Here is a 23,109-nt window from a genome sequence, read left to right on the forward strand (position 1 = left end):
CGCCGAAGGCTTACGGCCAGTGAAAGATGCGCACGGCGCTAATCGCGCTGCCGCCAGCGTTCGTATTCGGCATTGGCGCTTTCCAACACCTGCAGGTTCAGCACCTTGCTGCGGATCGCGCAGTTCAGCGCGCGCACGCGCTTGTTCAGCATCTCGCCGCCGGCATCCTCCACGCCCAGCTTGTCATAGATGGACAAGAGCCGGTTCTGCACCGTGCGCAATGACATGTTGCGCCGCTTTGCGATCGCCTTGTCCTGAAGCCCCAGCGCAAGATCGAGCAGGATGGCGTATTCGCTTTCGTCCAGCGCGCTGTCATAGGGCCCCTTGCGCTGAAGCTGGTGCAGTTCATGGTTGACCATGATCTGCCCCTCCAGCAGCACCGCCCGCAGCGCGAGGGTCAGGCGCTCGCGGCTGGCGGTCTTCAGCACATAGCCATAGGCGCTCGCCTCGGGGACGATGCGGGCGATGCCGCGCAGATAGGCCTGATCGGCATAGTTCGACCAGAAGAGGATGCGGCTGTCCGGGCGGTGGGACCAGATCGTGCGGGCGGCGTCGATGCCGTTGCGCCCGTCCATCTGCAAATCCATGACGATGCCGTCATAGGCCCCGCCAAGGGCCTCGGCCTCGGCCTCGGCGCCGTTCAGGGCATGGACCGTCTCCGTCACCTCGGGCAGGGCGTCGGAAATGGCATCGAGGATGTAATTGGCGTGGAACCGATCGTCCTCGGCGACAAGGATCTTCATGCCCGCACCTCGCCGGTCGGCGGCAGGCATACGGTGACGCAAGTGCCGTCTTGGGCGAAGATGTCGCACTGCGCCGCGATCAGGCGCGCCCGCGTCTGCATATGGCGCAGCCCCGAGGGCAGCCTGTCGCGCCCCGGATCGAACCCGGTGCCGTTGTCGCGGATGGTCAGGATCAGATTGCCTTGCACGTCCATCTCGATGAACACCCTTATCTCTCCGGCGCGGGCATGGCGGACGGCGTTGTTGATCGCCTCTTGCGCGATGCGGTACAGCGCGGTGCGCGTGGTCGGGTCCAGCGTGTCGATATGCCCGCCGGTCCGGTCCGCGATATGGGTGTCGATAGTCTGCGAACTCGTGGCCCGTTCCAGATGCACCCGCAGCGCGTGCACGAACCCGAACAGTTGCAGCAGCGTCGGCACCGCCATGTCGATGATCTGGCGCAGATCGTTGATGCAGGACCCGACCTTGGCCGCCAGCACCGGCGCGGTCGGCACGGGATATTCCCCCGACAGATCGCGCAGGATGCGCGTCAGATCGGCCAGCGTCTGATCGTGCAGGTCCATGCCGATGCGCTGACGCTCGCTCTCCATCGCTTGGGTCAGGCCGAGGGCGCCGCGCCGCAGCCCCTCTTCGCGGGCGATGGCCTCCGCGCTCAGATGGGCGGCGCGGTGCACGCGCTCGGCGCTGTGCAGCGCGTGAAAGAACGGCGAGAGCACGACCGAAAGACGGCGCACCGTCTCCACGCTGTCGGCATCATAGAGGCCCGCCTGCGTGTGCGAGACGTTGAGAGAGCCGATCATCACCCCCATCGCCTTCATCACCACGCTCACGCGCGAACGCAGGGTCTGTTCGAGGATCGGGCCGCAGCGCGCGCCGGGATAGATGTAGCGCGGATCCTCCATCGCGTTGTCCGTCAGCAGCGTATCGGTCCGCCCCGACAGGATGTCGCGCACGGGCGAGCATTTCACCTGCGTGCGCGTGCGCGACCAGCGCGTCTTGATCCCGATCTCGTAGCTCGAGACCCAGTTCGGGGATTCGAGCAGGCAGACATCCACATGGGAGAACGGGATCAGTTCGGCGATCTCGGCCGCGACGGCATCGAGGGCGGAACGGATCTCCGTTTCCTCGGCGAGATGGCCGCAGATCCGCCACAGCGCGTCATCGGCCGAGGAGACGGATCGGGGCAAGACGGTGTGCACGGCATCCTCCTGACGGCTTGGCCCGAAGCCTAGCACCGGGCGCTTCGGGTTGGGAAGGGCGAGGCCCGCGCCGCAGTTGCGGGTTCCCGCATAACTTGTGCGGACCATGCACTTTACAGCCCGCGGACCGGTCATCATGCTCATCCCACTGCCGCCGAAAGGCGCAGCCATTGGGGAGGACGCCCATCCGGGTGCCAAGGGAGGAAAAATGAACAAGAACATACTGCTGCTGACGGCAGCCGTCGCAGCCGTCTGCGCGGGCGGTGCCTTTGCGGACACGTCGGACAAACGCATCGCGCTGAGCAACAACTATGCCGGAAACTCGTGGCGTCAGTCGATGCTCCAGACCTTTCAGGAGGTGGCCAAGCAGGCGGTGGATGACGGCGTGATCGCCGCCGCCGACGCCTATACCACCTCCGAAAACCAGACGACCGAACAGGCCGCGCAGATCCAGAACATGATCCTGCAGGGCTATGACGCGATCCTGCTGAACGCCGCCTCGCCGACGGCGCTGAACGGCGCGATCAAGGAGGCCTGCGATGCGGGCGTGGTCGTCGTCAGCTTCGACAGCATCGTGACCGAGCCTTGCGCATGGCGCATCGCCGTCGATTTCGAGGAGATGGGCCGCCAAGAGGTCGAGTACATGGCCGAGCGCCTGCCCGAAGGCGGCAAGCTGCTGGAGATCCGGGGCCTTGCGGGCGTGTCCACCGATGTCGCGATCAGCACCGGCATCCATCGCGGCATTGAGGAGCATCCGCAATTCTCCATCGCGGGGGCGGTGCATGGCGACTGGGCGCAGGACGTGGCGCAAAAGGCCGTGGCGGGCATCCTGCCGTCGCTGCCGCCGGTGGTAGGCGTGGTCGCGCAGGGCGGCGACGGTTACGGCGCGGCGCAGGCCTTTGCCGCTGCGGGCCGCGACATGCCGCTGATCGTTCTGGGCAACCGCCACGACGAGCTGGAATGGTGGGCGCAGCAGCGCGATGCGACGGGCTATGAGACGATGTCGCTGAACATCGCCCCCGGCATCGCCTCCATGGCGCTGTGGGTCGCGCAGAAGATCCTCGATGGCGAGGATGTGCCCAAGGATCTGACGATCCCGTTCCTGAAGATCACGTCCGACACCCTCGACGAGGCGCTGGCCAATACGCAGCCGGGTTCGGTCGCCGATGTCGCCTATACCCCGGACGATGCGGCGGCGCTGATCGCGGCCGCGAAGTAAGCCCCATGATCAGCGCAGTCCCGGACGGCGCCCCGATCGTGACCCTGACCGATGTCGAAAAGCATTTCGGCCCGGTCAGGGCGCTTGGCGGGGTCAGCCTCAGCATCGCGGCGGGCGAGTGCCTCGGCCTCGTCGGTCACAACGGCGCGGGCAAATCCACGCTCGTCAATCTCATCAATGGCGGCCTGCGGCCCAGCGCGGGCGATGTCGCCTATTCCGGCGGCGCGACGGCGGCCGAGGCCGGTGTGCGGTCGGTCTTTCAGGAACTCTCGCTCTGTCCGAACCTGACGGTGGCCGAGAATCTGCGCATCGCCCATCGTGGCCTGCGCGGGCTGGGCTGGCGGCGCGGCGCGCGGCGCATCATGCGCCAGACGCTCGACACCGTGTTTCCCGGCCATGGGATCGATGTCGATACCGAGGTCGCGTATCTGAGCATCGCCGAACGCCAGATGGTGGAGATCGCGATCGGCTTCGCCCCGCGCGGCACCGAGGCCCGCCTCGTGGTGCTGGACGAGCCGACATCCTCGCTCGATGCGGGCATCGCCGAGCAGCTTCTGGCGCATGTGCGCGCCTTTTGCGCCGCGGGCGGGGCGGTCCTGCTGATCAGCCACATGCTGGGCGAGATCTTCGCCGCCGCGACCCGGATCGTGGTGATGAGCGATGGCACCGTGGTCGGCGACCGTCCGGTATCGGGCTATACCCGCCACGGCCTTGTCGAGGCGATGGGCCATGTCGCCGCCGAAGCGGAGACCCCAACCGAGGCGGAGGCCCGCGCCATCGGCGGCGAGGTTCTGCGCACCCCCGAAGGGCTGAGCGCCCGCCGGGGGGAGATCGTCGGCCTGTCGGGGCTGGCCGGTCACGGTCAGGCCGAGGCGCTGGCGCGGCTCTATCTCGGGGCCACCTCGGGCTGGCGGGCGGCGCGCGGCGGGGCGGGAATGGTCTTCGTCGCCGGGGACCGGGGCCGCGACGGGCTGCTGCCGCTGTGGTCGATCCTGCGCAACGCCTCCATCGGGGTGCTGGGTCAGGGGCGCTGGCTTTTGAATCGCGGCGCCGAGGCGCAGATGGCCGAGGAATGGCGCACGCGGATCGGCATCCGCACCGACGATGTGACCAATCCGATCCTGTCGCTGTCGGGGGGCAACCAGCAGAAGGTGCTCTTTGCCCGCGCGCTGGCGACCAAGGCCGAGATCGTCATCATGGACGATCCGATGCGCGGCGTGGATGTCGGCACCAAGCGCGACGTCTACGGCATGATCCGGGCCGAGGCCGCCAAGGGGCGCACCTTCCTGTGGTACTCGACCGAGACCGAGGAGGTCTGCGAATGCGACCGGGTCTTCGTGTTCCGCAACGGAGAGATCTCGGCGGAACTGACGGGCGATGCCATCACCGAGGATCGCATCCTCGAAGCGTCGTTCGAGATGCAGGAGGAATAACCGTGCAGTCCCGATACAGAATACTGCTGCCGGTGGTCTCGCTTGCCGTGCTGCTGGCGGCCACCTTCTACATGCAGCCCCGCACCATGAGCTATTTCGGGGTCAACCTGCTGTTCAACCTCGCGGTGCCGATCGCATTGGCGACGGTAGCGCAGATGATGATCATCATGGTCAACGACATCGACCTCGGGATGGGCGCCTTCGTCAGCCTCGTGGCGTGCATCGCGGCGACCTATCTCGAACAGACGCCGCTGGTGGGCGCGCTGATGCTGTTGGCGCTGATCGCGGCCTATGCCGGGATGGGGGCGCTGATCCACCGGCTGGAATTACCGGCCATCGTCGTGACGCTGGGCATGTCCTTCGTCTGGGGCGGGATGGCCCTCTATATCCTGCCGACGCCGGGCGGAGCCTCTCCGGGCTGGCTGCGCGGGATCATGACGACGAAGCCGCCGCTGGTGCCGATGGCGGTGGTTGCGGCGATCGTGATTTCGGTCGCCACGCATCTGCTGATCGTGCAATCCGGCCTTGGCACCGTGCTGCGCGGGGTGGGCGGCAATGCGCGCGCCGTGCACCGGGCCGGATGGTCCGTGATCGCGCTGAAGGCGCTGGCCTATGGGCTGGCGGGGCTGTTCGCGGTCCTTGCCGGGCTGGCGCTGGTCGGGCTGGCCACGGCGGCCGATGCCAATATCGCGCTGCGCTACACGCTGCTCAGCATCGCGGGCGTCATCCTTGGCGGCGGCGAGTTCATCGGCGGGCGCGTTTCGCCCACGGGGGCGGTGATCGGCGCGCTGACGCTGACGCTTGCGGCCTCGATCCTCAACTTCATGCGCCTCAGCCCGGATTGGCAGATCGGCGCACAGGGCGCGATCCTGATCCTCGTGCTGATGGCGCGCCTGATCTTCACCCGGCGGGAGGCACGCACATGACCGGCGCGAAACGACTGATCTCGCAGCCTTGGCTGTGGAGCTGGCTGGCCGCTGCGGTGGTCTTCGGCCTGACCCTGATCTGGACCGAGGGGCGCGGCGCGGGGGAGCTGGCCTATGCCGCGCTCGGCTTCGGTGCCTTCGCCGCGATCGTGGGGCTGGGGCAGATGGTGGTCATCACCCTCGGCCCCGGCAATGTGGATCTGTCGATCCCGGCGACGATGACGCTGGCCGCGACGGTGGGGCTGAAGGTGATGAACAGCGCGCCCGGCACGGTGTGGCTCGGGCTGGGCGTGGCGCTGCTGATCGGCCTCGGGACGGGCTGCGCCAATGTCGCGCTGATCTATCTGCTGCGCCTGCCCCCCATCATCGCCACGCTCGCGGCCTCGCTGATCTACCAATCCATCGCGATCTGGTCGAACCGCGGCCTGCGGGTGAAGCCCCCGGCCGATCTTGCGGCCTTCGCGACCGGCCGCTCGCTCGGGGTGCCGAATGTCGCATGGGTGGCGCTGGCGCTGTCGATCCTCGTCTGGATCGTGCTGGAGCGCAGCCTCTGGGGCCGCTGGCTTCTGGCCACCGGACAGAACGCGCGGGCGGCCCGCCTTGCCGGCATCCCGGTCGAGGCGGTGCGCGCTGTGGCCTATGTCACCGTTTCGGTGCTCGCGGCGCTTGCCGGGTATCTTCTGGCCAGCTTCTCGGGCGGGGCGGCGCTGAACATGGGGGCCGAGTACCTTCTGATGTCCATCGCCGTCGTCGTCATCGGCGGCACGTCGATCGCGGGAGGGCTGTCGAATGTCCCCGGCATATGGGGCGCCTCGCTCTTCATGTTCCTCGTCGTCTCCATGCTCAATTCCTACGGCGCGAATGCCGGGCTGCGCATGGTGCTGACCGGGGTGATCATCATCGGCATCGTGATTGCCGCCAGCCTGCGGAGGACCCGCCTGTGACCCCCCTGCCCCCCCATCTGCACTCCGCCGATCCGCGGTTCCGCAGCCTCGTGCACGGCACGGCGCGGCTGGACCGGATCGCCACCGGCTTCACATGGACCGAAGGGCCGGTCTGGTTCGGCGACCACGACTGTCTGATCTTCTCGGACATCCCCTCGCAGCGGCTGATGCGCTGGTCCCAGACCGAGGGCCTGACGGTGTTCCGCCGGGACAGCCATTTCAACAACGGCAATACCCGCGACCGGCAGGGCCGCCTGCTGGGCTGCCGCCACGGCACCCGCGACGTGGTGCGCACCGAACCCTGCGGCGCGCTGACGGTGCTTGCCGCGCATCACGAGGGGCGGCGGCTGAACTCGCCCAACGATCTGGTGGTGACATCGGACGGCGCGGTGTGGTTCACCGATCCGACCTATGGCATCATCTCCAACTTCGAGGGGCATCGCGGCATCCCCGAACTGGCGCAGCGCAACGTCTTCCGCATCGATCCGGTCACGGGCGATCTGACGGCGGTGATCACCGATTTCCTGCAACCGAACGGGCTTGCGTTCTCGCCGGACGAACGGCGGCTCTATGTCGCCGAAAGCGGGATGAGCCATGATCTGGACATCGCGCCGGTCATCCGCGTCTTCGATGTGGAGGGCACGGAGGTGCGCGATGCGGGCATCTTCTGCACGCTCGATGCCGGCTATCCCGACGGGCTGCGCACCGACACCGAGGGCAATGTCTGGACCTCGGCCGGGGACGGCGTGCACTGCTTTGCGCCGGACGGCACGCTGCTGGGCAAGATCCTGATCCCCGAACAGGTGTCGAACCTCTGCTTCGGCGGGCATCGGCTGTTCATGACCGGCACCACCTCCGTCTATTCGACCTTCGTGGACATCTGCGGCGCCGAACCGTGGACACGGGCCGCCGCGCCCGCCTGACGCCCGCCCCCGACCGACACCCGCACCCGGCGCGGACACGCGCCGCCCCTTGAACGCCGCCGCGTTCCGGCCCGTGGCCGCACGCCCGGCCCCCTGAAAGGAAAGACCCATGACCAAGATCACATCCATCCGCACCCGCGTCTGGACCTGGAAGGGCCCGACGGTCCCGCCCTCGGGCAACTTCTGCACCAACGCCTCGGACGCGCTTTGGATCAAGGGCGACGCCATGGCCTCGTTCCGGTTCCACCAATGGCTGACCTGCGAGGTGGAGACCGAGGACGGCACCATCGGCATCGGCAACGCCGCCCTTGCCCCGACCGTGGTGAAGCGCGCCATCGACGATTGGTACGCCCCGCTGGTGATCGGCGAGGACCCGTTCGATTACGCCTATATCTGGGAGAAGATGTACCGCCGCAGCCATGCATGGGGCCGCAAGGGCATCGGCATGACCGCGATCAGCGCCATCGACATCGCCATCTGGGATCTGATGGGCAAACTGGTCGGCAAGCCGGTCTTCAAACTCTTGGGCGGCCGCACGAAGGAGAAGATCCCGGTCTATTACTCCAAACTCTATTCCGGCCCGGTGGAGGTGATGCAGGCCGAGGCGGAGGCCGCGCTGAAGGACGGCTATCAGGCGTTCAAGATGCGGTTCGGCTGGGGCCCGAAGGATGGAATGGCCGGCATGCGCGAGAACCTGCGCCGCGTGGAGGCCGTGCGCGAGGTAGTCGGATACGACAAGGACCTGATGGCCGATGCCTATATGGGCTGGAACCTCGATTATGCGAAACGGATGCTGCCGAAGCTTGCGCCCTACGAATTGCGCTGGCTGGAGGAGCCGGTGATCGGCGACGATGTGGCGGGCTATGCCGAGCTCAACGCGATGAACATCGTGCCCATCTCGGGCGGGGAGCATGAGTTCTCGGTGATCGGGTGCAACGAGTTGGTGCAGCGCCGGGCCGTCAGCGTTCTGCAATACGACACCAACCGCGTGGGCGGGATCACGGCGGCGCAGAAGATCAACGCCATCGCCGAGGCGGCGCAGATCCCGGTAATCCCCCATGCCGGGCAGATGCACAACTACCACGTCACGATGGCCAATACGAACTGCCCGATGTCCGAATACTTCCCCGTCTTCGACGTGGAGGTGGGGAACGAGCTGTTCTACTACATCTTCGACGGGGACGTGGCCGCCGAGGACGGCTTCCTGAGCCTCGACGACGCGCGTCCGGGCCTCGGGATCAGCATCACCGACCGCCATCTTGCGCATTTCGACATCACGGAGTGACGGCCACCATCCTTGACCATCTGCATGCGCCTTTCGTATGCAGATGGCAGCAGCAAAGGGGATTTCGCCATGACCGCACGCAGCGACCGGGATCTGCAGGCCGTCAAGGACTACCTCGACGCCTCCATGGCGCCCGACCCCGAACGCGCGGCCCGCTATGTCGCATCGCCCTTCCTCGTGCGCTTCACCGGCAATCGGCGGTTCGACGCGCCGGACGGGCCGACCTCGTTCAACGCCGCCCGCTACCGCTGGGTGAAGAAGCGGATCGACCGCTACGACGTCGTCCCCGGCGCGGAGGAGACGATCATCTACAGCATCGGGCATCTCTACGGCGAATGGCCCGATGGCACGCCCTTCGATCACAACCGCTATGTGGATCGGTTCGTGGTGCGGGACGGCCTCATCGTCGAGACGGATGTCTGGAACGACAGCGCGGAATGGATCCTCGATCCGTCCATCGCGCGGACCTAAGGCGCATCCAGAGGGGTGAAGGCCCCGGCAAGGTCGGTCAGGATCGGACAGTCGGGGCGGGCATCGCCCTGACACCGCTCCACCAGATCCTCGAGCACGGCCCGAAGGCTTTGCAATTCCGCGATCTTGCGGGCGATCTCGGCCAGACGCTCGCCCGCCAGCCGCTTCACATCGGCGCTGGCCCGGTCCCGATCCTCGTAAAGCGACAGAAGCGCCCGGCAGTCGGGGATCGAAAACCCCAGCGACCGCGCCCGCGCCAGAAAGACGAGCTTCGCCGTCTCCCGCTCGGAAAAATCGCGATAGCCGTTCGCGGCGCGGCTGGGGTGGATTAGGCCGATTTCTTCATAATAGCGGATCGTCTTGGCGGGCAGGCCGCTGCGATCCGCCGCTTCCTTGATGTTCATCCCTTGACCTTCCAGCGACTGGAACGACTATCTTCCCTCGTGCCGACGATCACCGCAAGGAGGGGCACATGCCTACGGATCACGAACCCGAAACCGCGCTTCCCCGCGATCCCGTCTGCGGCATGACCGTGGACCCGGACGCGGGCAAGCCGCAACTCGATCATGACGGGCAGACCTATCACTTCTGCTCCGAAGGGTGCCGGACGAAGTTCGGGGCCGATCCGGACCGCTATCTGGGCGAACGCCCGGTGCCCGAGGCCCCGCCCGGCGCAGAGTGGACCTGCCCCATGCACCCCGAGATCGTTCAGGACGGCCCCGGCGATTGCCCGATCTGCGGCATGGCGCTGGAACCGGCGATGCCGGTGGCCGATAGCGGCCCGAACCCCGAGCTGATCGATTTCCGCCGCCGCCTTGCCATCGGCGCGCCGATGGCCGCCGTGGTGCTGATCCTCGAGATGGGCGACCACCTCGGCCTGCCGTTGCGCGAAGGGATGGGGACGACGCTGTTCCTGTGGGTGCAGGCGGTGCTGGCGACCGGCGTTCTGTGGCTGACGCGGGTGTTCTTCCGGCGCGGATGGTCCTCGATCGTCAATCGCAGTCCGAACATGTGGACGTTGATCGCCCTCGGGACGGGGGCGGCGTGGCTGTTCTCGATGGTGGCGCTGCTCTTTCCGGGGCTGTTCCCGGAGGGCATCCGGCAGGACGGGGTGATCCCGGTCTATTTCGAATCCGCCGCCGTGATCCTGATCCTCGTGCTGGTCGGGCAGGTGATGGAACTGGCCGCCCGCGACCGCACGGGCGATGCGATCCGCGCCCTGATGGATCTGGCCCCCCGCACCGCGCGCCGCGTGCGTGGCGGCGCGGACGAAGATGTCCCCCTCGACGATGTGGCGGTGGGCGATCTGCTGCGCGTGCGCCCCGGCGAGGCGGTGCCCGTGGACGGTTCGGTCGTCGAAGGCCGGTCGAGCGTCGATGAGAGCATGGTCACCGGAGAGCCCGTGCCCGTGGAGAAGACCACCGGCGCCGCCGTCACCGGCGGCACGATGAACCGGACCGGCGGCTTCGTCATGCGGGCCGAGCGTGTGGGCGCGGATACGGTGCTGTCGCGCATCGTGGGGCTGGTGGCGCAGGCCCAACGCTCGCGCGCGCCGATCCAAGCGATGGCGGACCGCGTGGCGGGCTGGTTCGTGCCGGCGGTCGTGGCGTCGGCGGTGCTGGCCTTCGCGCTTTGGTGGCTGCTGGGGCCGGCGCCGGTGCTGGGCCATGCCTTCGTGGCGGCGGTGAGTGTGCTGGTGATCGCCTGCCCCTGCGCCCTTGGCCTTGCAACGCCCATGTCGATCATGGTCGCCACCGGCCGGGGGGCCCATGCCGGTGTGCTGATCCGCGACGCCGAGGCGCTGGAGCGGTTGGCCGGGGTCGATGTCCTCGTCCTCGACAAGACCGGAACGCTGACCGAAGGGCGCCCGTCCCTGACCGAGGTGGTGGCGGGCGCGTTGGATGACGGCGCGGTGCTGGCCCATGCCGCCGCGCTGGAGCGGGGCTCCGAACACCCGCTGGCCGAGGCGATCACCGCAGGTGCCGAGGCCCGCGGGGCCGCGCGGCTGGAGGCGACCGCGTTCGCCGCCATCACCGGCAAAGGCGTGACCGGCACGATCGCGGGGCGGACCGCCGCCTTGGGCAATGCCGCGCTGATGGCCGATCAGGGCGTCGATCCCGGCGCGCTGGCGGACCGCGCTGCGGCGTTGCAGGCCGAAGGGCGCACGGCGATGTTCCTCGCCGTGGACGGACACGCGGCCGGCCTCATCGCCGTGGCCGACAAGGTGAAACCGGGCGCCGCCGAGGCGATCGCGCATCTGCAGGCGGCCGGTCTGCGCATCGTCATGGCCACGGGCGATGCCGAACCCACCGCACTCGCCGTTGCCGCCGAACTCGGCATCGACGAGGTCCGCGCCGGGGTCAGCCCCGAGGATAAGGGCGCACTGGTCGCCGAGTTGAAGGCCGCCGGCCACCGTGTCGCGATGGCCGGCGACGGGGTGAACGACGCGCCAGCGCTGGCGGCGGCGGATGTCGGCATCGCCATGGGCACCGGGGCCGACGTGGCCGTGGAAAGCGCGGGCATCACCCTCGTGAAGGGCGATCTGACCCGCATCTTGACCGCGCGCCGTCTGTCGCGGGCGACGATGTCGAACATCCGCCAGAACCTGTTCTTCGCCTTCGTCTACAACGCGGCGGGCATTCCTCTGGCGGCGGGTCTGCTCTATCCGATGTTCGGCGTGCTGCTGTCGCCCGTGGTGGCCGCCGCGGCGATGAGCCTCAGTTCCGTGTCGGTGATCGGCAACGCGCTGCGTCTGCGGGCGGTGAACCTGTCCCGCGACTGATATCGGATCCGCGGCCCGCAAGGGCCGCGGACATCATGCGCCGAACCGCTGCTGGAAGTCCCGGATGCGGGCGGCGTTGACGCCCTGATCGCTGCGCCCCACGCGCGACACGCTGCGCATGTCGACGCGGCTTCCTGCGTCTTGGGCCGTCACGACGACCACGACATCATCGGCGAAATAGAAGACGGAGGTCCGGGCTACGGCCTCGAAGCGAAGCCGCTCGGCGTCCGAGGCGACGATCTCCCAGCCCATCTGCTGCGCGATATCCAGCGCCTGCTGAAACGCGGCCGCCGCGGACAGATCGGCTTCCAAGGGGGCGATGTCGGGATAGGCGGCGGCCTGCGCCGCAGCGAGATCCGGCCCGCCGTAATCGAGCGTGTTGCTCGCCCCCTCGCGGGTGTCGTCCAGCGCCTCGAACATGGGCGGATTGGCCGTATCGGTGGAGATGTCGTGGATCGGCGCGGCCCGCGGTGCGGGCTTGATCGTGGCGATCACCATCGGCGCAAGAAGGGCAAGGCTGATCACCATCGCGGCCCCGCCCGCCAGCATGCCGCCACGCTCCCGGCGCAGGACATGGATGACCAGCGCGGCCGCACCCACCGCCGCGACGATCAGCGCCAGCGTGTTGAAATAGGTGCGATAGAGCCCGAAGCCGGTGACCGGCAGCCACAGCCCCAGCCGCGCACCACACAGTATCAGCGCGGCGCAGCACAGGCCCAGCACGGCCACAAGAAGCGCAATCTTTCCAGCATGTCTCATGATCAAAGGCCTTTCACCGCCTGAATGTGTCGAATACGGCTCATCCACCGACCTGGCCGGTCACGGCCGCGCCCGATCCGGTGGCGATCTTCAATGTGGCCCATGCCTGCGCCGCGTCGTTCACCGCAGAGGCCGCCGAAATCCGCGCCGACGCGGCGCTTCGATCGGTGTCGAGCAGGTCCAGAAGGGTGATGGCCCCGTTGCGATAGTTCCCCTGCGCCAATGTCAGCGCGCGGTCGTAATCGTCGGCCGCCGTGCGCAGCAAAGCCGCCCGCTGGCGATAGCGCGAAAGGTTGGACCGGGCGACCTGCACATCCTCCACGGCGGAGGACACGGCACTGCGCCACGCGATTTCGGCCTGTTTCGCCGCCGAAATCTCTGCATCGCGGCTGGCGCGAAGCTGCCCCTGATTCAGCACCGGCAGCGAAAGCGCGGGGCCAAAGCTCCAACTGTCGCTGCCATCCGAGCGGCCGACGCTGCCGCTCAGCGACAGCGAGGGATAGAGCGCGGCCTCGGCCACGCCGACCGTCGCCACCGCCTCGGCAAGGTCGGCCTCAGCGCTGCGCACATCGGGGCGATTGCGCAACAGATCGGCGGGCACGCCCGTGCTGTCGCCGCCGGGGGTCGAAAGCTGCGGCGCGCCCTTTTGCATCTGCGCCATGATCGGCCCGGCAGGTTCGTTGAGCAGCGTTGCGATCGCATAGACCTGCGCATCGAACAGCGCGGCATATTCCGGCAGCGTCGCCTTTGCCGTCGACAAGAGGGCCTGCGCCTCGGCCAGTTCGTAATCGGTCGCCGCGCCCCCCTCGAACTTGTTGCGCGTAATCTCCACCGTTTCGGTGCGCGTGCGGATCGTTGCGCGGTTCAGCGCCAGAACCTCCTGATAATAGCGCGCATCCGCATAGGCGGAGATCAGTTCCGCCAGCCATGCCAGCCGGACGGTTTCGGCCTCGGCGCGGGCGGCGGTCAGCGATGCGCTGGCCGCTTCGCGTTCCCGCCGGATGCCGCCGAACAGGTCGATGACCATCGAGGCGTCCAACTCTCCGCTGTTGAGGGTGCTCGAACCGTCCACCGCATCGCCCCCGGATGTGGTGCTCGCCGCCGAGAGCGAGCCGTCGACGGCCGCATTCACGCCCGTCTCGCGCAGTTCCGCCTCGGCCTGCCGGATGGCCTCGATGGCGGCCATCACGTCAAGGTTCTGGGCAAGGCCGCGCGTCACCAGACCGGTCAGGACGGGGTCCTTGTAGTCCAGCCACCATCGCTGCGCGGCGACCGTGCCGATGCTGCCCGCGCTGCCATCGGCAAAGCGGGTTTGCAGGGCGACTTCGGGGCGTTGATAGTCCGGGCCGACCGCACAGCCTGCCAGAAGCAGGGCGACACATAGGAAACGTGCTTTCATCATGCAGCCTTCTTGCGTTTGCCGACGAGTTCGGTCGTTTTGATCACCGCGACATAGAAGACCGGAACCATCAGGATCCCGATGACGGCGGAGAAGATGATCCCGCCGAGCATGCCGGTGCCGATGGATTTCTGCGCATTGGCCCCTGCCCCGGAGGCCAGCACCAGCGGCAGGATCCCGAACCCGAACGCGAGCGAGGTCATCAGGATCGGGCGCAGACGCTGGCGGGCCGCCGTGATCGTGGCCTCGATCAGGCTCAGCCCCTTGGCGCGCAGCGTTTCCGCGAATTCCACGATCAGGATGGCGTTCCGCGCCGCAAGGCCGATGGTCGTCAGAAGGCCCACCTTGAAGTAGACATCGTTCGACTGCCCGAACGCCCATGTGGCAAGCAGCGATCCGAGGATGCCCACCGGAACCGACAGCATGACGGCGAAGGGCACCGCCCAGCTTTCGTACAGCGCCGCAAGGCAGAGGAAGACGACCAGCGCCGAGATGGTATAGAGGATGACCTCCTGATCGCCCGACAGACGTTCCTGATAGCTCAGCCCTGTCCACGCGGCGGAGTAGGAGCCATCGAGCTGGTCCGTCAGCTCTTCCATCAGGTTCATCGCATCGCCCGAACTGGTGCCGCTTGCCGCCTCGCCCGAGATTTCGAGCGCGCGCGTGCCGCCGTATCGGGCCAGCTTCGGGGTGATCGTCTCCCATTCCTGACTCATGAACGCCGTGAGCGGCACCATTTCGGAGCTGTCGTTGCGCACATACCATTGATCGATGTCGGCAGGCTGCATCCGCCAGTCGGCGCCGCCCTGAACGATCACCTCGCGCAGATCGTTGCCGAGCGGGAAATCGTTGACATAAGAGCCCGAGAAGACCGTCGTCAGCATGCTGTTCACATCCGACAGCGAAACCCCGAGGGCTTCGGCCCGCTGCTGATCGATCCGCAGTTTGAGGGCCGGTTCGGTGGCATCGTCATTGCCGCGCAGGTTGGTGACCCGCCCGTCCTGATTGCCTAGCTCCACCAGCTGATCGGCCGCCGTGCTCAGCGCGTCCTGACCGGCGCCGGCCTGATCGACCAGATACATGGTGAAGCCCGAAGAGGTGCCCAGCCCCGGGATCGCCGGCGGTTGCAGCACGAAGATGCTGCCCAGCCGCGATTGGCCGAATTTCTGGTTCGCCCGCATCATGATGTCCCCCGCCGTGATGCCGGGGCGGTCGTCGTAATCCTTCAGCTTGATGAACAGGATGCCGTAATTCTGACCCGAACCGCTGAAGCTGAAGCCGACATTGGCAAAGACGCTGTCGACCCCGTCGCTTTCCTCGGTAAGCAGATAGTTCTCGATCTGCTCGATCGTGTACTGGGTCTGCTGCACCGTCGAGCCTGTGGGCAGTTCGACCATGGTCATCAGAACGCCCTGATCCTCGGTCGGCAGGAACGAGCTGGGCAGACGGTCATAGACCCAATAGGCCCCGGCCCCCACCAGAAGGAGCACGATCACCATGCGGAAGGGCCGGCGCGCGAGCCGCCCGACGGTGGTGCTGTAACCGCCGTTCAGCCGGTCGAGGCCGGTGTTGAACCAGCGCAGCGGCGCCACCGGCGTCTTGCCATGTCCGGGCTTCAGAAGCTGGGCGCACATCGCCGGCGTCAGGATCAGCGCCACGAAGAGCGACAGCACCATCGCCGAGATGATCGTGACCGAGAACTGTTTGTAGATCACCCCGGTGGAGCCGTCCATGAACGCCATCGGCAGGAACACCGCCGACAGCACCGTGACGATCCCGACCAGCGCGGAGGAAATCTCGCCCATGCTCTTTTCGGTGGCGGCCTTCGCATCGAGGCCCTCTTCCTCCATCACGCGTTCGACGTTTTCCACCACCACGATCGCGTCGTCGACCAGCAGGCCGATGGCCAGCACCAGCGCGAACATCGACAGCGTGTTGATCGACATGCCGAAGGCCGACAGCACCCCGAACGTGCCCAGCAGAACCACCGGAACCGCGATCGTGGGGATGATGGTCGCGCGCCAGCTTTGCAGGAACAGAAAGATTACGAGGAAGACGAGGACGATGGCCTCGATCAACGTCTCATAGACCTGATCGATGGATTGTTCGACGAAGGGCGAGGTGTCGTAGGGGTATTCGATGCTGACGCCCTCGGGCAGCGCCGAGGAGAGATCGCTCATCACCCCGCGCACGCGCGCGGCGGTATCGACCGCATTGGCCCCGGTGGACAGGTTGACGGCGAAGCCCGCCGCCGGATGCCCGTTGAAGCGGCTGACGCTGCCGTAATCTTCCTCGGCCAGTTCGACCGTGGCCACATCGGCCAGATAGACCGCCGAGCCATCGGATTCGGTCTTCAGGAGGATGTTCTGGAAATCCTCGACCGTCTGAAGCTGCGATTGCGCCGACAGGGACACGGTGAACTGCTGGCCCTTGGTGACCGGCTGATCCCCGAGGCTGCCCACGGTGACGTTGGTGTTCTGCTCCGACACCGCCGAGGTGACGTCGGAGGCCGTCAGCTGGTACTGGTACAACCGTTCGGGGTTGAGCCAGATGCGCATGGCGTATTCCGTGCCGAAGCTGTTGATCGAGCCGACGCCGTCGGTGCGCTGCACCGCATCTTCGATGGTGCTGCTCAGCAGATCGCCCAGTTCGAGCGAGGAATAGCTGTCATCCTCGCTGACCAGCGCCCCGACCAACAGGATCGAACTCGTGGAACGCGTGACCGACACGCCGTTGTTCGTCACCGTATCCGGCAGTTGGGATTCCACCAGTTGCAGTTTGTTCTGCACCTGCACCTGCGCCATGTCGGGATCGATGGAATCGTCGAAGGTCAGCGAGACGCTGGCCGACCCCTCGCTGGAGGAGGAGATCATATAGGTCAGCCCATCGAGCCCGGTCATCCCGTCCTCGATCACCGATGTGACCGAGTTCTCCACCGTTTCGGCCGACGCGCCGGTATAGCTCGCGCTGATCCGCACCGTCGTCGGGGAGATGTTGGGATATTGCGAGATCGGCAGGCTGTTCATGCTGAAGGCACCCAGCAGCATGGTCGCAATGGCAAGCACCCAGGCGAAGACTGGGCGGTGGATGAAGAAGGAGGCCATGGATCAGTCCTCCGCTGCGGCGGTGTCGGCGTCGCGCGCGATGCCGTCTTCGTCGATGATCGCCGCCACGGGTGTCACGTCCTGACCCGCCTTCAGCGAGGACAGCCCGTCCACGATCAGACGGTCGCCTTCGTTCAGGCCCGTGCGCACGATCCACGAATTGTCGTAGCTGCCGTCATCCTCCAGCGTGATCTGCTTGGCCTTGCCGTCATCGCCGACGACATAGGCCGTGAGCTTGCCCGAATTGCTGCGCGTGGCGGCCCGCTGCGGCACGAGGAAGGCCTGCACCGTCCCGATGTTCACCTGCCCCCGCACGAACATGCCGGGGATGATCACATGGTCCGGGTTGTCGAACTTGAACCGGATCGTCACGGTCCCGGTCGTGGTCGAGGTCGTGTTGCCCGCCGTGACCAACTGGCCGGTGCCGTGGAAGACATCGCCGTTCTCGAGGGTCAGCGTCGCCTCGAGCGTGTCGTTCTGCTTGATCGTGCCATCGGTGATGCCCTTGCGCACCGACAGGATGCGCGCGCTGGCTTCGACCATGTCCACATAGATCGGGTCGGACTGCACGATGGTGGTCAACTCATCGCTCTGCCCCGCCGTCACCAGATCGCCGACCGACACCGTCGAGACATCGGCGCGCCCGGCGATCGGGCTGCGGATGGTCGTCCATGACAGTTCGGTCTGGGCATATTCCAAGGCCGCCTGCGTTGATTCCAGCGTCGCCTTGGCCTCGGCCAGCGTGGCTTGGGCGGATTCGACCTCGGCCTGGGTGTAGCCGCTGCCCGACAGCTGTTCGGCCCGATCGCTCGCGGCCTGCGACAGGGTCAGATTGGCCTCTGCGGTCGCAACGTCGGACCGCGCCGCAGCTTCCGCCGCGACATAGGAGGAATCGTCGATGCGGAACAGCGGATCGCCGACCTCGAGGCGCTGATCCGGCGTATAGAGCACCTCTTCGATGACGCCCCCCACGCGCGGGCGCACCTCGACCTCTTGGAACGCGACGGCATGGCCGGGCGAGGTCACGATGCGGGGAACGTCCTCGAGGCGCATCTCGACGACGCCAACCTCCTTTGGCCCCATCTCCATGCCGCCGGGGGGGCCGAATTGTGCATTGACAGCCTCCACGGACCCAGTCAGCGCACACGCCGTTACCAACATTCTCAAAACGCTGACTTTCATCCGATTCCCGATCCTTGACGAAGCATCAATTTTGATACCTATTACGCAAATATTGCACACAGTGCAACGATTGAGGGCATAGCCGCCTTGCTACGCGAAAAACGAAGACAGCAGACCGCACGCGACATTCAGCTGGCAACCCTTTTGTTAGCGGTCGAGCGCGGGCTGGAAAACATCACCACCGAAGAGATCGCCGCATCCGCAGGCGTCAGCACACGCACGTTCTTCAACTACTATACGAACAAGGAGAGCGCTGCCGTCGGAACGCCGCCCGCTTTCGGGCAGGACGACAAGGACGCCCTGCGCGCGGGAACCGGCCCGCTGGCCGAGGATCTGAAGCGGTTTCTGGACCGGCATTTCGAACGTCTGGAAGAGGATGAGCCGATCCTCAGCATGGTCGGGACCATCCTGCGATCGAACGAGAAGGCGCAGGTCATCCTCAACGGCTTTCTGATCGCGGAGCGCGACGCGCTTGCCGAATGCCTAAGCCACCGGGTGAAGAACCGCCCCACCGCAGCCGCGCTCGCCAGCACCGCCGCCATCGCGATCGGGCGGACGATCCATCTGTGGGAGCATGAGGACGACCTGTCGCTCCGCGAGGCTCTGGACATCGTCTGGGACGGCCTCATGGAGGCGGCACGCCTCTTGGCGGCACCGCCAACGCCCTGACGGAGCGCAGCGCCCCAGATACGAAAGCGGCCATGTCGGTGGAAACTCTGTGGAGGCGGGTACCGGAATCGAACCGGTCTTCACGGATTTGCAATCCGCCTTTACCACACACAAAATCAACGACTTAGTCTTTACCGAGTATCAGGACAAAGCCCGAACCGCTTGGGAACATGATACCCCTGAGATTTTCAAGGAAATCGCAGCATAAGTGCGCCGCGTCCCTTCCGCGAAATCTAGCTTCAGTGGCTGTCGCAGCTGGTTCAGGATCAAGAGTTGAGCCTCCGCACGATTCAGGTCGCCTGACCTGCCACGGGATTTTTCCTCCACCGGCGATTAGAGTCCGCCCCAACTTGAGGACGGACAATGAAGCGCACAAGATTCACGGATGAGCAGATCATCGGCATCCTTGGCGAGCACGGTCGACGTATACGTCGACGGCGCGAAGTGCGCTGACCTGTGCCGCAAGCACGGCATGTCGGAAGGCACCTTCTATAACTAGAAGGCCAAGTTCGGCGGCATGACGGTGTCGGAGGCCAAGCGGGCTGAAGACGCTCGAGGATGAGAACGCGAAGCTGAAGAGGCTTCTGGCCGAGCAGATGCTGGATCTGGCTGCGATGAAGGAGTTGGTTTCAAAAAAGTGGTAGCGCCTGCCGTGAAGCGCGAGGCGGTCGCGCATCTGAAGGCCCTGCTCGGGCTCTCGGAACGGCGAGCGTGCCGGATTGTCAAAGCGGATCGCAAGACGGTCCGATACGAGGCGCAGCGTGCGCCGGACACGGTGCTGTGCGATCGGTTGCGAGAGCTGGCCAACGAACGCCGACGCTTCGGTTATCGCCGGCTCTTCGTTCTCTTGCGCCGCAAGGGGGAGCCTTCAGGCATCAATCAGATCTATCGCGAGGAGGGGCTGACGGTGCGCAAGCGGAAGGCCCGACGCAAAGCGATCGGCACGCGGGCCCCGATCCTGGTCGAGGCGCGGCCCAACGCACGTTGGTCGCTGGATTTCGTTCATGACCAGTTTGCCAATGGCCAACGCTTCCGGGTTCTCAACGTGGTCGACGACGTCACCCGAGAATGCATCGCGGCAATCCCGGACACTTCGATATCCGGACGACGCGTCGCACGAGAGCTATCGGCCCTGATCGAGCGTCGAGGAAATCCTGGAATGATTGTCTCAGACAACGGCACCGAACTGACCTCGAACGCCGTCCTACGGTGGTGTTCCGAGCATCGGATCGCGTGGCACTACATCGCGCCGGGAAAGCCGATGCAAAACGGCTTCGTCGAGAGTTTCAACGGTCGGATGCGCGATGAGCTGCTCAATGAGACCATGTTCCGCAACCTGGCTCACGCGCGTGTTATGATCGCTGATTGGGCCGCCGACGACAACACCGAGCGCCCGCATTCGGCCTTGAATTACCAGACCCCGGCTGACTACGCGCTGGCCCTTACCACCGCAATCGCCCGCCCCGCTGCGCCAGATGAAAGCTCCGCGCGTCGGGCGATTGCTCGACCCGCGCCAACTGGCGTAAATACCAACCGGGCTCCGGTCGCGGCTGGATGAAAGTTCAATGGTAGGTCAGTCAGCGTCAAACTATTCGCAAACGGCTGAGCGCAAAGGTTTTAAGACCTCCCGATACACCACATAATTTTTGTTCAAGTCGAAGCAAGGCGGGTTTCGGTTTCCATGGTCGCGCGAATTGCTTTTCGTTCTTCCGTGACCAGCGCCACAAAAGCTTGCGTTGCTGCTTCACTACGACTTCCATGAAAGTGCAGCTGAAGTGGGATGGAAGCTTTTTCTTCAATTGGAATACACGAGACACACCCGTTTGTATCCAGATGTCGGATACAGGCTGGTGCAAGCGTGACGCCAAGGCCCGAGCCAACCGACGTCAGCACCGCTTGCATCGAATTGGCTTGTGCGACGATTTTCGGTGAGAACCCGGCGTCGAGGCAGGCGCTAACCACCTGATCAAACAGATCCGGGGCACCCTCGCGTTTGAACAAAACGAATGAACATGTCGACATGTCACGGAGCGACACGCGCGGCTTCGATTCAAATATGCTTCCTTTCGGAAAGAAGGCCACCACATGATCAGAGTAGATATTCAGACTTTCAAGATAGTCCGGCGCCGATGAGGGAAGAGGGCGGGACAAGGCAACGTCCAATTGCCCGGCCTGAAGGGCATCAATCTGTTCTGCAGCCGTCATTTCGGAAAGAGAGACCTGCACCTGCGGATAGGCTTGCGCAAATTTTCGAACAAGGCTGGGCAAAAATTTTTGCGCGGCTGAACTGAGAAAGCCGATCCGAAGCTGACCCAACCGGCCTTCGCCAGCGCGTTGCACAAGGTGCCGAGCGCGTTCTTCGTGGGCAAGTATCTCCGTCGCCTCGCGCAGTAGGATTTCTCCGGCGATGGTAATCCTGACGTCGCGGGTGGAACGCCAGAACAGGCGCACGCCCAGTTCTTCCTCAAGATCGGATACCTGTCTGCTGATCGCAGGTTGCACCGTGTTCAGCGCGCGCGCGGCGGCAGAGAAACCTTTGAGGTTGGCCACGGCGACAAAGGTTCTAAGGGTTCTGATCTCCATTTGCTCACTTATACCACGAGCGTATAGCTAAAATCAATTATAAGCATTTCTCTTATGTATCCACTCCGACTACATTGGATCCAATAAGATAAGGTCACGCCAAACGGCGGTTCATATATCTCGAAGTCAGAGCATGTCGCAGGCAATCGATCTTGCTTGGCAACCTCTCGACGCCGCAGGGGATGATCTCAAAGCTGCCCCGAAAGCGGCTCAAGCCCAAAGCAGAAGGTAGTCCAATTGTCCGACACATCCACGCCGACACCGCTATCGCGGCCGCTTTTACTGCTGATGGCGACAGCCATCGCAGCGACAGCGGCAAATCTTTACTATAATCAGCCACTTCTTCCTTCAATCCAGCACAGCCTCGGGCTGAATGACGGGGCGGTCGGGCTGGTCCCCTCGGCCACGCAGCTGGGCTATGCGGCCGCCATCTTGTTGATTTCGCCATTGGGTGACGTGATGAACCGCCGAAGTCTTATCAGCTATCTGTCGATTTTTCTGACGCTATCCCTGCTTGCCGTTTTCGCGGCTCCAGGGTTTGCCGTTTTGACCGTTGCGTTCTTTGGCGTGGGGTTGGGCGCGAACATCACGCAACAGCTTTTGCCGATCGGGGCGTCACTGGCGGCACCTGCACGCAAGGGCGCCATAATGGGCACGCTGATGACTGGCCTGACCGTGGGGATCCTGTTGTCCCGCACGGTCAGCGGGACCATCGCCGAATACTTCGGCTGGCGTGCCGTGTTCTTGGTCGCCGCAGGACTGGCTGCCTTGTTCGGCGTTCTGCTACGCATGAACCTACCGGACAACAAGCCAAAGGTGTCGCTCAGCTATCCCGCGCTGATTGGGTCGATGTTCGAACTTTTGCGCAAACACCGCTTGCTGCGCGAAAGCGCATTGACCGGCGCGCTTTGGTTTGCGGCCTTCAATGCGCTGTGGGCGACGCTTGCCATCCACGTCACCGGAGAGCCATTCGACTTCAGCGTTCAGCAAGCGGGTCTGTTTGGTCTTGTCGGCATGGCGGGCATCCTCGGTGCGAAACTGGCCGGTCGGCTTGTCGATACGCATGGCCCTGCGCGGATCATTGCCGTGGCTCTTGGCCTTGTGGTGACCTCCTTTGTGGTGCTCGCGATCTGGGGGGACAGCGTGGCGGGCCTTGTGATCGGAATCGTCTTGCTGGACCTTGGCGTCTTTGGCGCCCAGATCCCGAACCAGGTGAGGGTTTTTTCGATCGACCCAGACGCACAAAGCCGAATGAACGCCGTTTACATGCTGGGCTACTACATTGCCGCAGCACTTGGGTCTGCAGTCGGTGTCAAGGTGATGAGTTTTGCCGGATGGCACGGCATGGCCATGTTCGGACTTGCTTTGGCCAGTCTTGGATTGATGCACCATCTCTGGCATCAACGCAGTCTGTACGCGCGGACACCGACCAGCCACAAACGGTCCTGAAGACACGTATCGTTGCCGTTGATCCGGGGGCTTGCTGGT

At 65.2% G+C, this 23,109-nt stretch carries 18 protein-coding genes and 1 pseudogene; 11 read left to right on the forward strand and 8 right to left on the reverse strand.

The genetic code is table 11. From position 1 onward, the window contains the following. Positions 1–38 precede the first annotated feature (38 nt). Both GR316_RS08205 and GR316_RS08210 read right to left on the reverse strand, forming a co-directional pair. Complete coding sequence (locus GR316_RS08205; RefSeq protein ID WP_211783468.1) at positions 39–743, reverse strand: response regulator transcription factor; 705 nt, start codon at positions 741–743, stop codon at positions 39–41. Then, positions 740–2,050 (reverse strand): sensor histidine kinase, encoded by a 1,311-nt coding sequence (locus GR316_RS08210; protein WP_211783469.1) that lies wholly within the window; start codon positions 2,048–2,050, stop codon positions 740–742. The genes GR316_RS08205 and GR316_RS08210 overlap by 4 nt, the downstream gene beginning before the upstream one ends. Positions 2,051–2,150: 100 nt before the next feature. On the opposite strand from GR316_RS08210, the gene GR316_RS08215 reads away from it, so the two are divergent. The 7 genes from GR316_RS08215 to GR316_RS08245 all read left to right on the forward strand — a co-directional run bounded on the left by GR316_RS08215 (position 2,151) and on the right by GR316_RS08245 (position 9,143). After that, complete coding sequence (locus GR316_RS08215; RefSeq protein ID WP_211783470.1) at positions 2,151–3,161, forward strand: ABC transporter substrate-binding protein; 1,011 nt, start codon at positions 2,151–2,153, stop codon at positions 3,159–3,161. 5 nt (positions 3,162–3,166) lie between these two features. Next, a complete protein-coding gene (locus tag GR316_RS08220) occupies positions 3,167–4,594 on the forward strand; it encodes a sugar ABC transporter ATP-binding protein (RefSeq protein ID WP_211783471.1) in 1,428 nt (475 codons plus the stop codon). A gap of 2 nt (positions 4,595–4,596) precedes the next feature. Next, on the forward strand, positions 4,597–5,520 hold the full coding sequence (locus GR316_RS08225; protein ID WP_249218740.1) for an ABC transporter permease: 924 nt from the start codon (positions 4,597–4,599) through the stop codon (positions 5,518–5,520). Then, positions 5,517–6,464 (forward strand): ABC transporter permease, encoded by a 948-nt coding sequence (locus tag GR316_RS08230; RefSeq protein ID WP_211783472.1) that lies wholly within the window; start codon positions 5,517–5,519, stop codon positions 6,462–6,464. Before GR316_RS08225 ends, GR316_RS08230 begins: the two co-directional genes overlap by 4 nt. Further along, entirely contained in the window at positions 6,461–7,387 is a 927-nt protein-coding gene (locus GR316_RS08235) for an SMP-30/gluconolactonase/LRE family protein (RefSeq protein WP_211783473.1), read from the forward strand. The genes GR316_RS08230 and GR316_RS08235 overlap by 4 nt, the downstream gene beginning before the upstream one ends. A gap of 109 nt (positions 7,388–7,496) precedes the next feature. Continuing rightward, positions 7,497–8,672, forward strand: coding sequence for an L-rhamnonate dehydratase (locus GR316_RS08240; protein ID WP_211783474.1), 1,176 nt, complete (start codon positions 7,497–7,499; stop codon positions 8,670–8,672). Positions 8,673–8,741: 69 nt separating this feature from the next. After that, positions 8,742–9,143: a nuclear transport factor 2-like protein gene (locus GR316_RS08245; protein ID WP_211783475.1), complete on the forward strand. Its 402-nt coding sequence runs from the start codon at positions 8,742–8,744 to the stop codon at positions 9,141–9,143. Here GR316_RS08245 and cueR read toward each other — a convergent pair. Beyond that, positions 9,140–9,547: a Cu(I)-responsive transcriptional regulator gene (gene cueR, locus GR316_RS08250; protein ID WP_211783476.1), complete on the reverse strand. Its 408-nt coding sequence runs from the start codon at positions 9,545–9,547 to the stop codon at positions 9,140–9,142. The two genes, GR316_RS08245 and cueR, sit on opposite strands and share 4 nt — an antisense overlap. Before the next feature lie 68 nt (positions 9,548–9,615). Between cueR and GR316_RS08255 the strand changes: the two genes are divergently transcribed. Next, positions 9,616–11,925, forward strand: coding sequence for a heavy metal translocating P-type ATPase (locus GR316_RS08255; RefSeq protein ID WP_211783477.1), 2,310 nt, complete (start codon positions 9,616–9,618; stop codon positions 11,923–11,925). Positions 11,926–11,958: 33 nt separating this feature from the next. Here GR316_RS08255 and GR316_RS08260 read toward each other — a convergent pair whose 3' ends face one another. Genes GR316_RS08260 through GR316_RS08275 form a run of 4 tightly spaced genes read right to left on the reverse strand, consistent with a single transcriptional unit; the run spans position 11,959 to position 18,240 of the window. After that, positions 11,959–12,684: a DUF1499 domain-containing protein gene (locus GR316_RS08260; protein ID WP_211783478.1), complete on the reverse strand. Its 726-nt coding sequence runs from the start codon at positions 12,682–12,684 to the stop codon at positions 11,959–11,961. Positions 12,685–12,724: 40 nt separating this feature from the next. Beyond that, positions 12,725–14,086: an efflux transporter outer membrane subunit gene (locus GR316_RS08265; protein WP_249218741.1), complete on the reverse strand. Its 1,362-nt coding sequence runs from the start codon at positions 14,084–14,086 to the stop codon at positions 12,725–12,727. Further along, entirely contained in the window at positions 14,083–17,187 is a 3,105-nt protein-coding gene (locus tag GR316_RS08270; protein ID WP_211783479.1) for an efflux RND transporter permease subunit, read from the reverse strand. The genes GR316_RS08265 and GR316_RS08270 overlap by 4 nt, the downstream gene beginning before the upstream one ends. A gap of 3 nt (positions 17,188–17,190) precedes the next feature. Continuing rightward, positions 17,191–18,240, reverse strand: coding sequence for an efflux RND transporter periplasmic adaptor subunit (locus tag GR316_RS08275; protein ID WP_249218742.1), 1,050 nt, complete (start codon positions 18,238–18,240; stop codon positions 17,191–17,193). Positions 18,241–18,513: 273 nt separating this feature from the next. Here GR316_RS08275 and GR316_RS08280 point away from each other — a divergent pair, with 273 nt between their 5' ends. Next, the gene (locus GR316_RS08280; RefSeq protein ID WP_211783481.1) at positions 18,514–19,038 is read left to right on the forward strand and encodes a TetR/AcrR family transcriptional regulator; all 525 of its coding nucleotides are present in this window, start codon (positions 18,514–18,516) and stop codon (positions 19,036–19,038) included. A 363-nt stretch (positions 19,039–19,401) separates the two neighbouring features. Then, positions 19,402–20,596 (forward strand): annotated as a pseudogene (locus tag GR316_RS08285) (IS3 family transposase). 92 nt (positions 20,597–20,688) lie between these two features. On the opposite strand, the gene GR316_RS08290 reads toward GR316_RS08285, so the two are convergent. After that, positions 20,689–21,621, reverse strand: coding sequence for a LysR family transcriptional regulator (locus tag GR316_RS08290; protein WP_211783482.1), 933 nt, complete (start codon positions 21,619–21,621; stop codon positions 20,689–20,691). Between the two features lie 237 nt (positions 21,622–21,858). On the opposite strand from GR316_RS08290, the gene GR316_RS08295 reads away from it, so the two are divergent. Next, complete coding sequence (locus tag GR316_RS08295; RefSeq protein ID WP_211783483.1) at positions 21,859–23,070, forward strand: MFS transporter; 1,212 nt, start codon at positions 21,859–21,861, stop codon at positions 23,068–23,070. Positions 23,071–23,109 lie beyond the last annotated feature (39 nt).

Origin of the sequence: Falsirhodobacter algicola, assembly GCF_018279165.1 — a bacterium.
Classification (GTDB): Bacteria; Pseudomonadota; Alphaproteobacteria; order Rhodobacterales; family Rhodobacteraceae; genus Falsirhodobacter; species Falsirhodobacter algicola.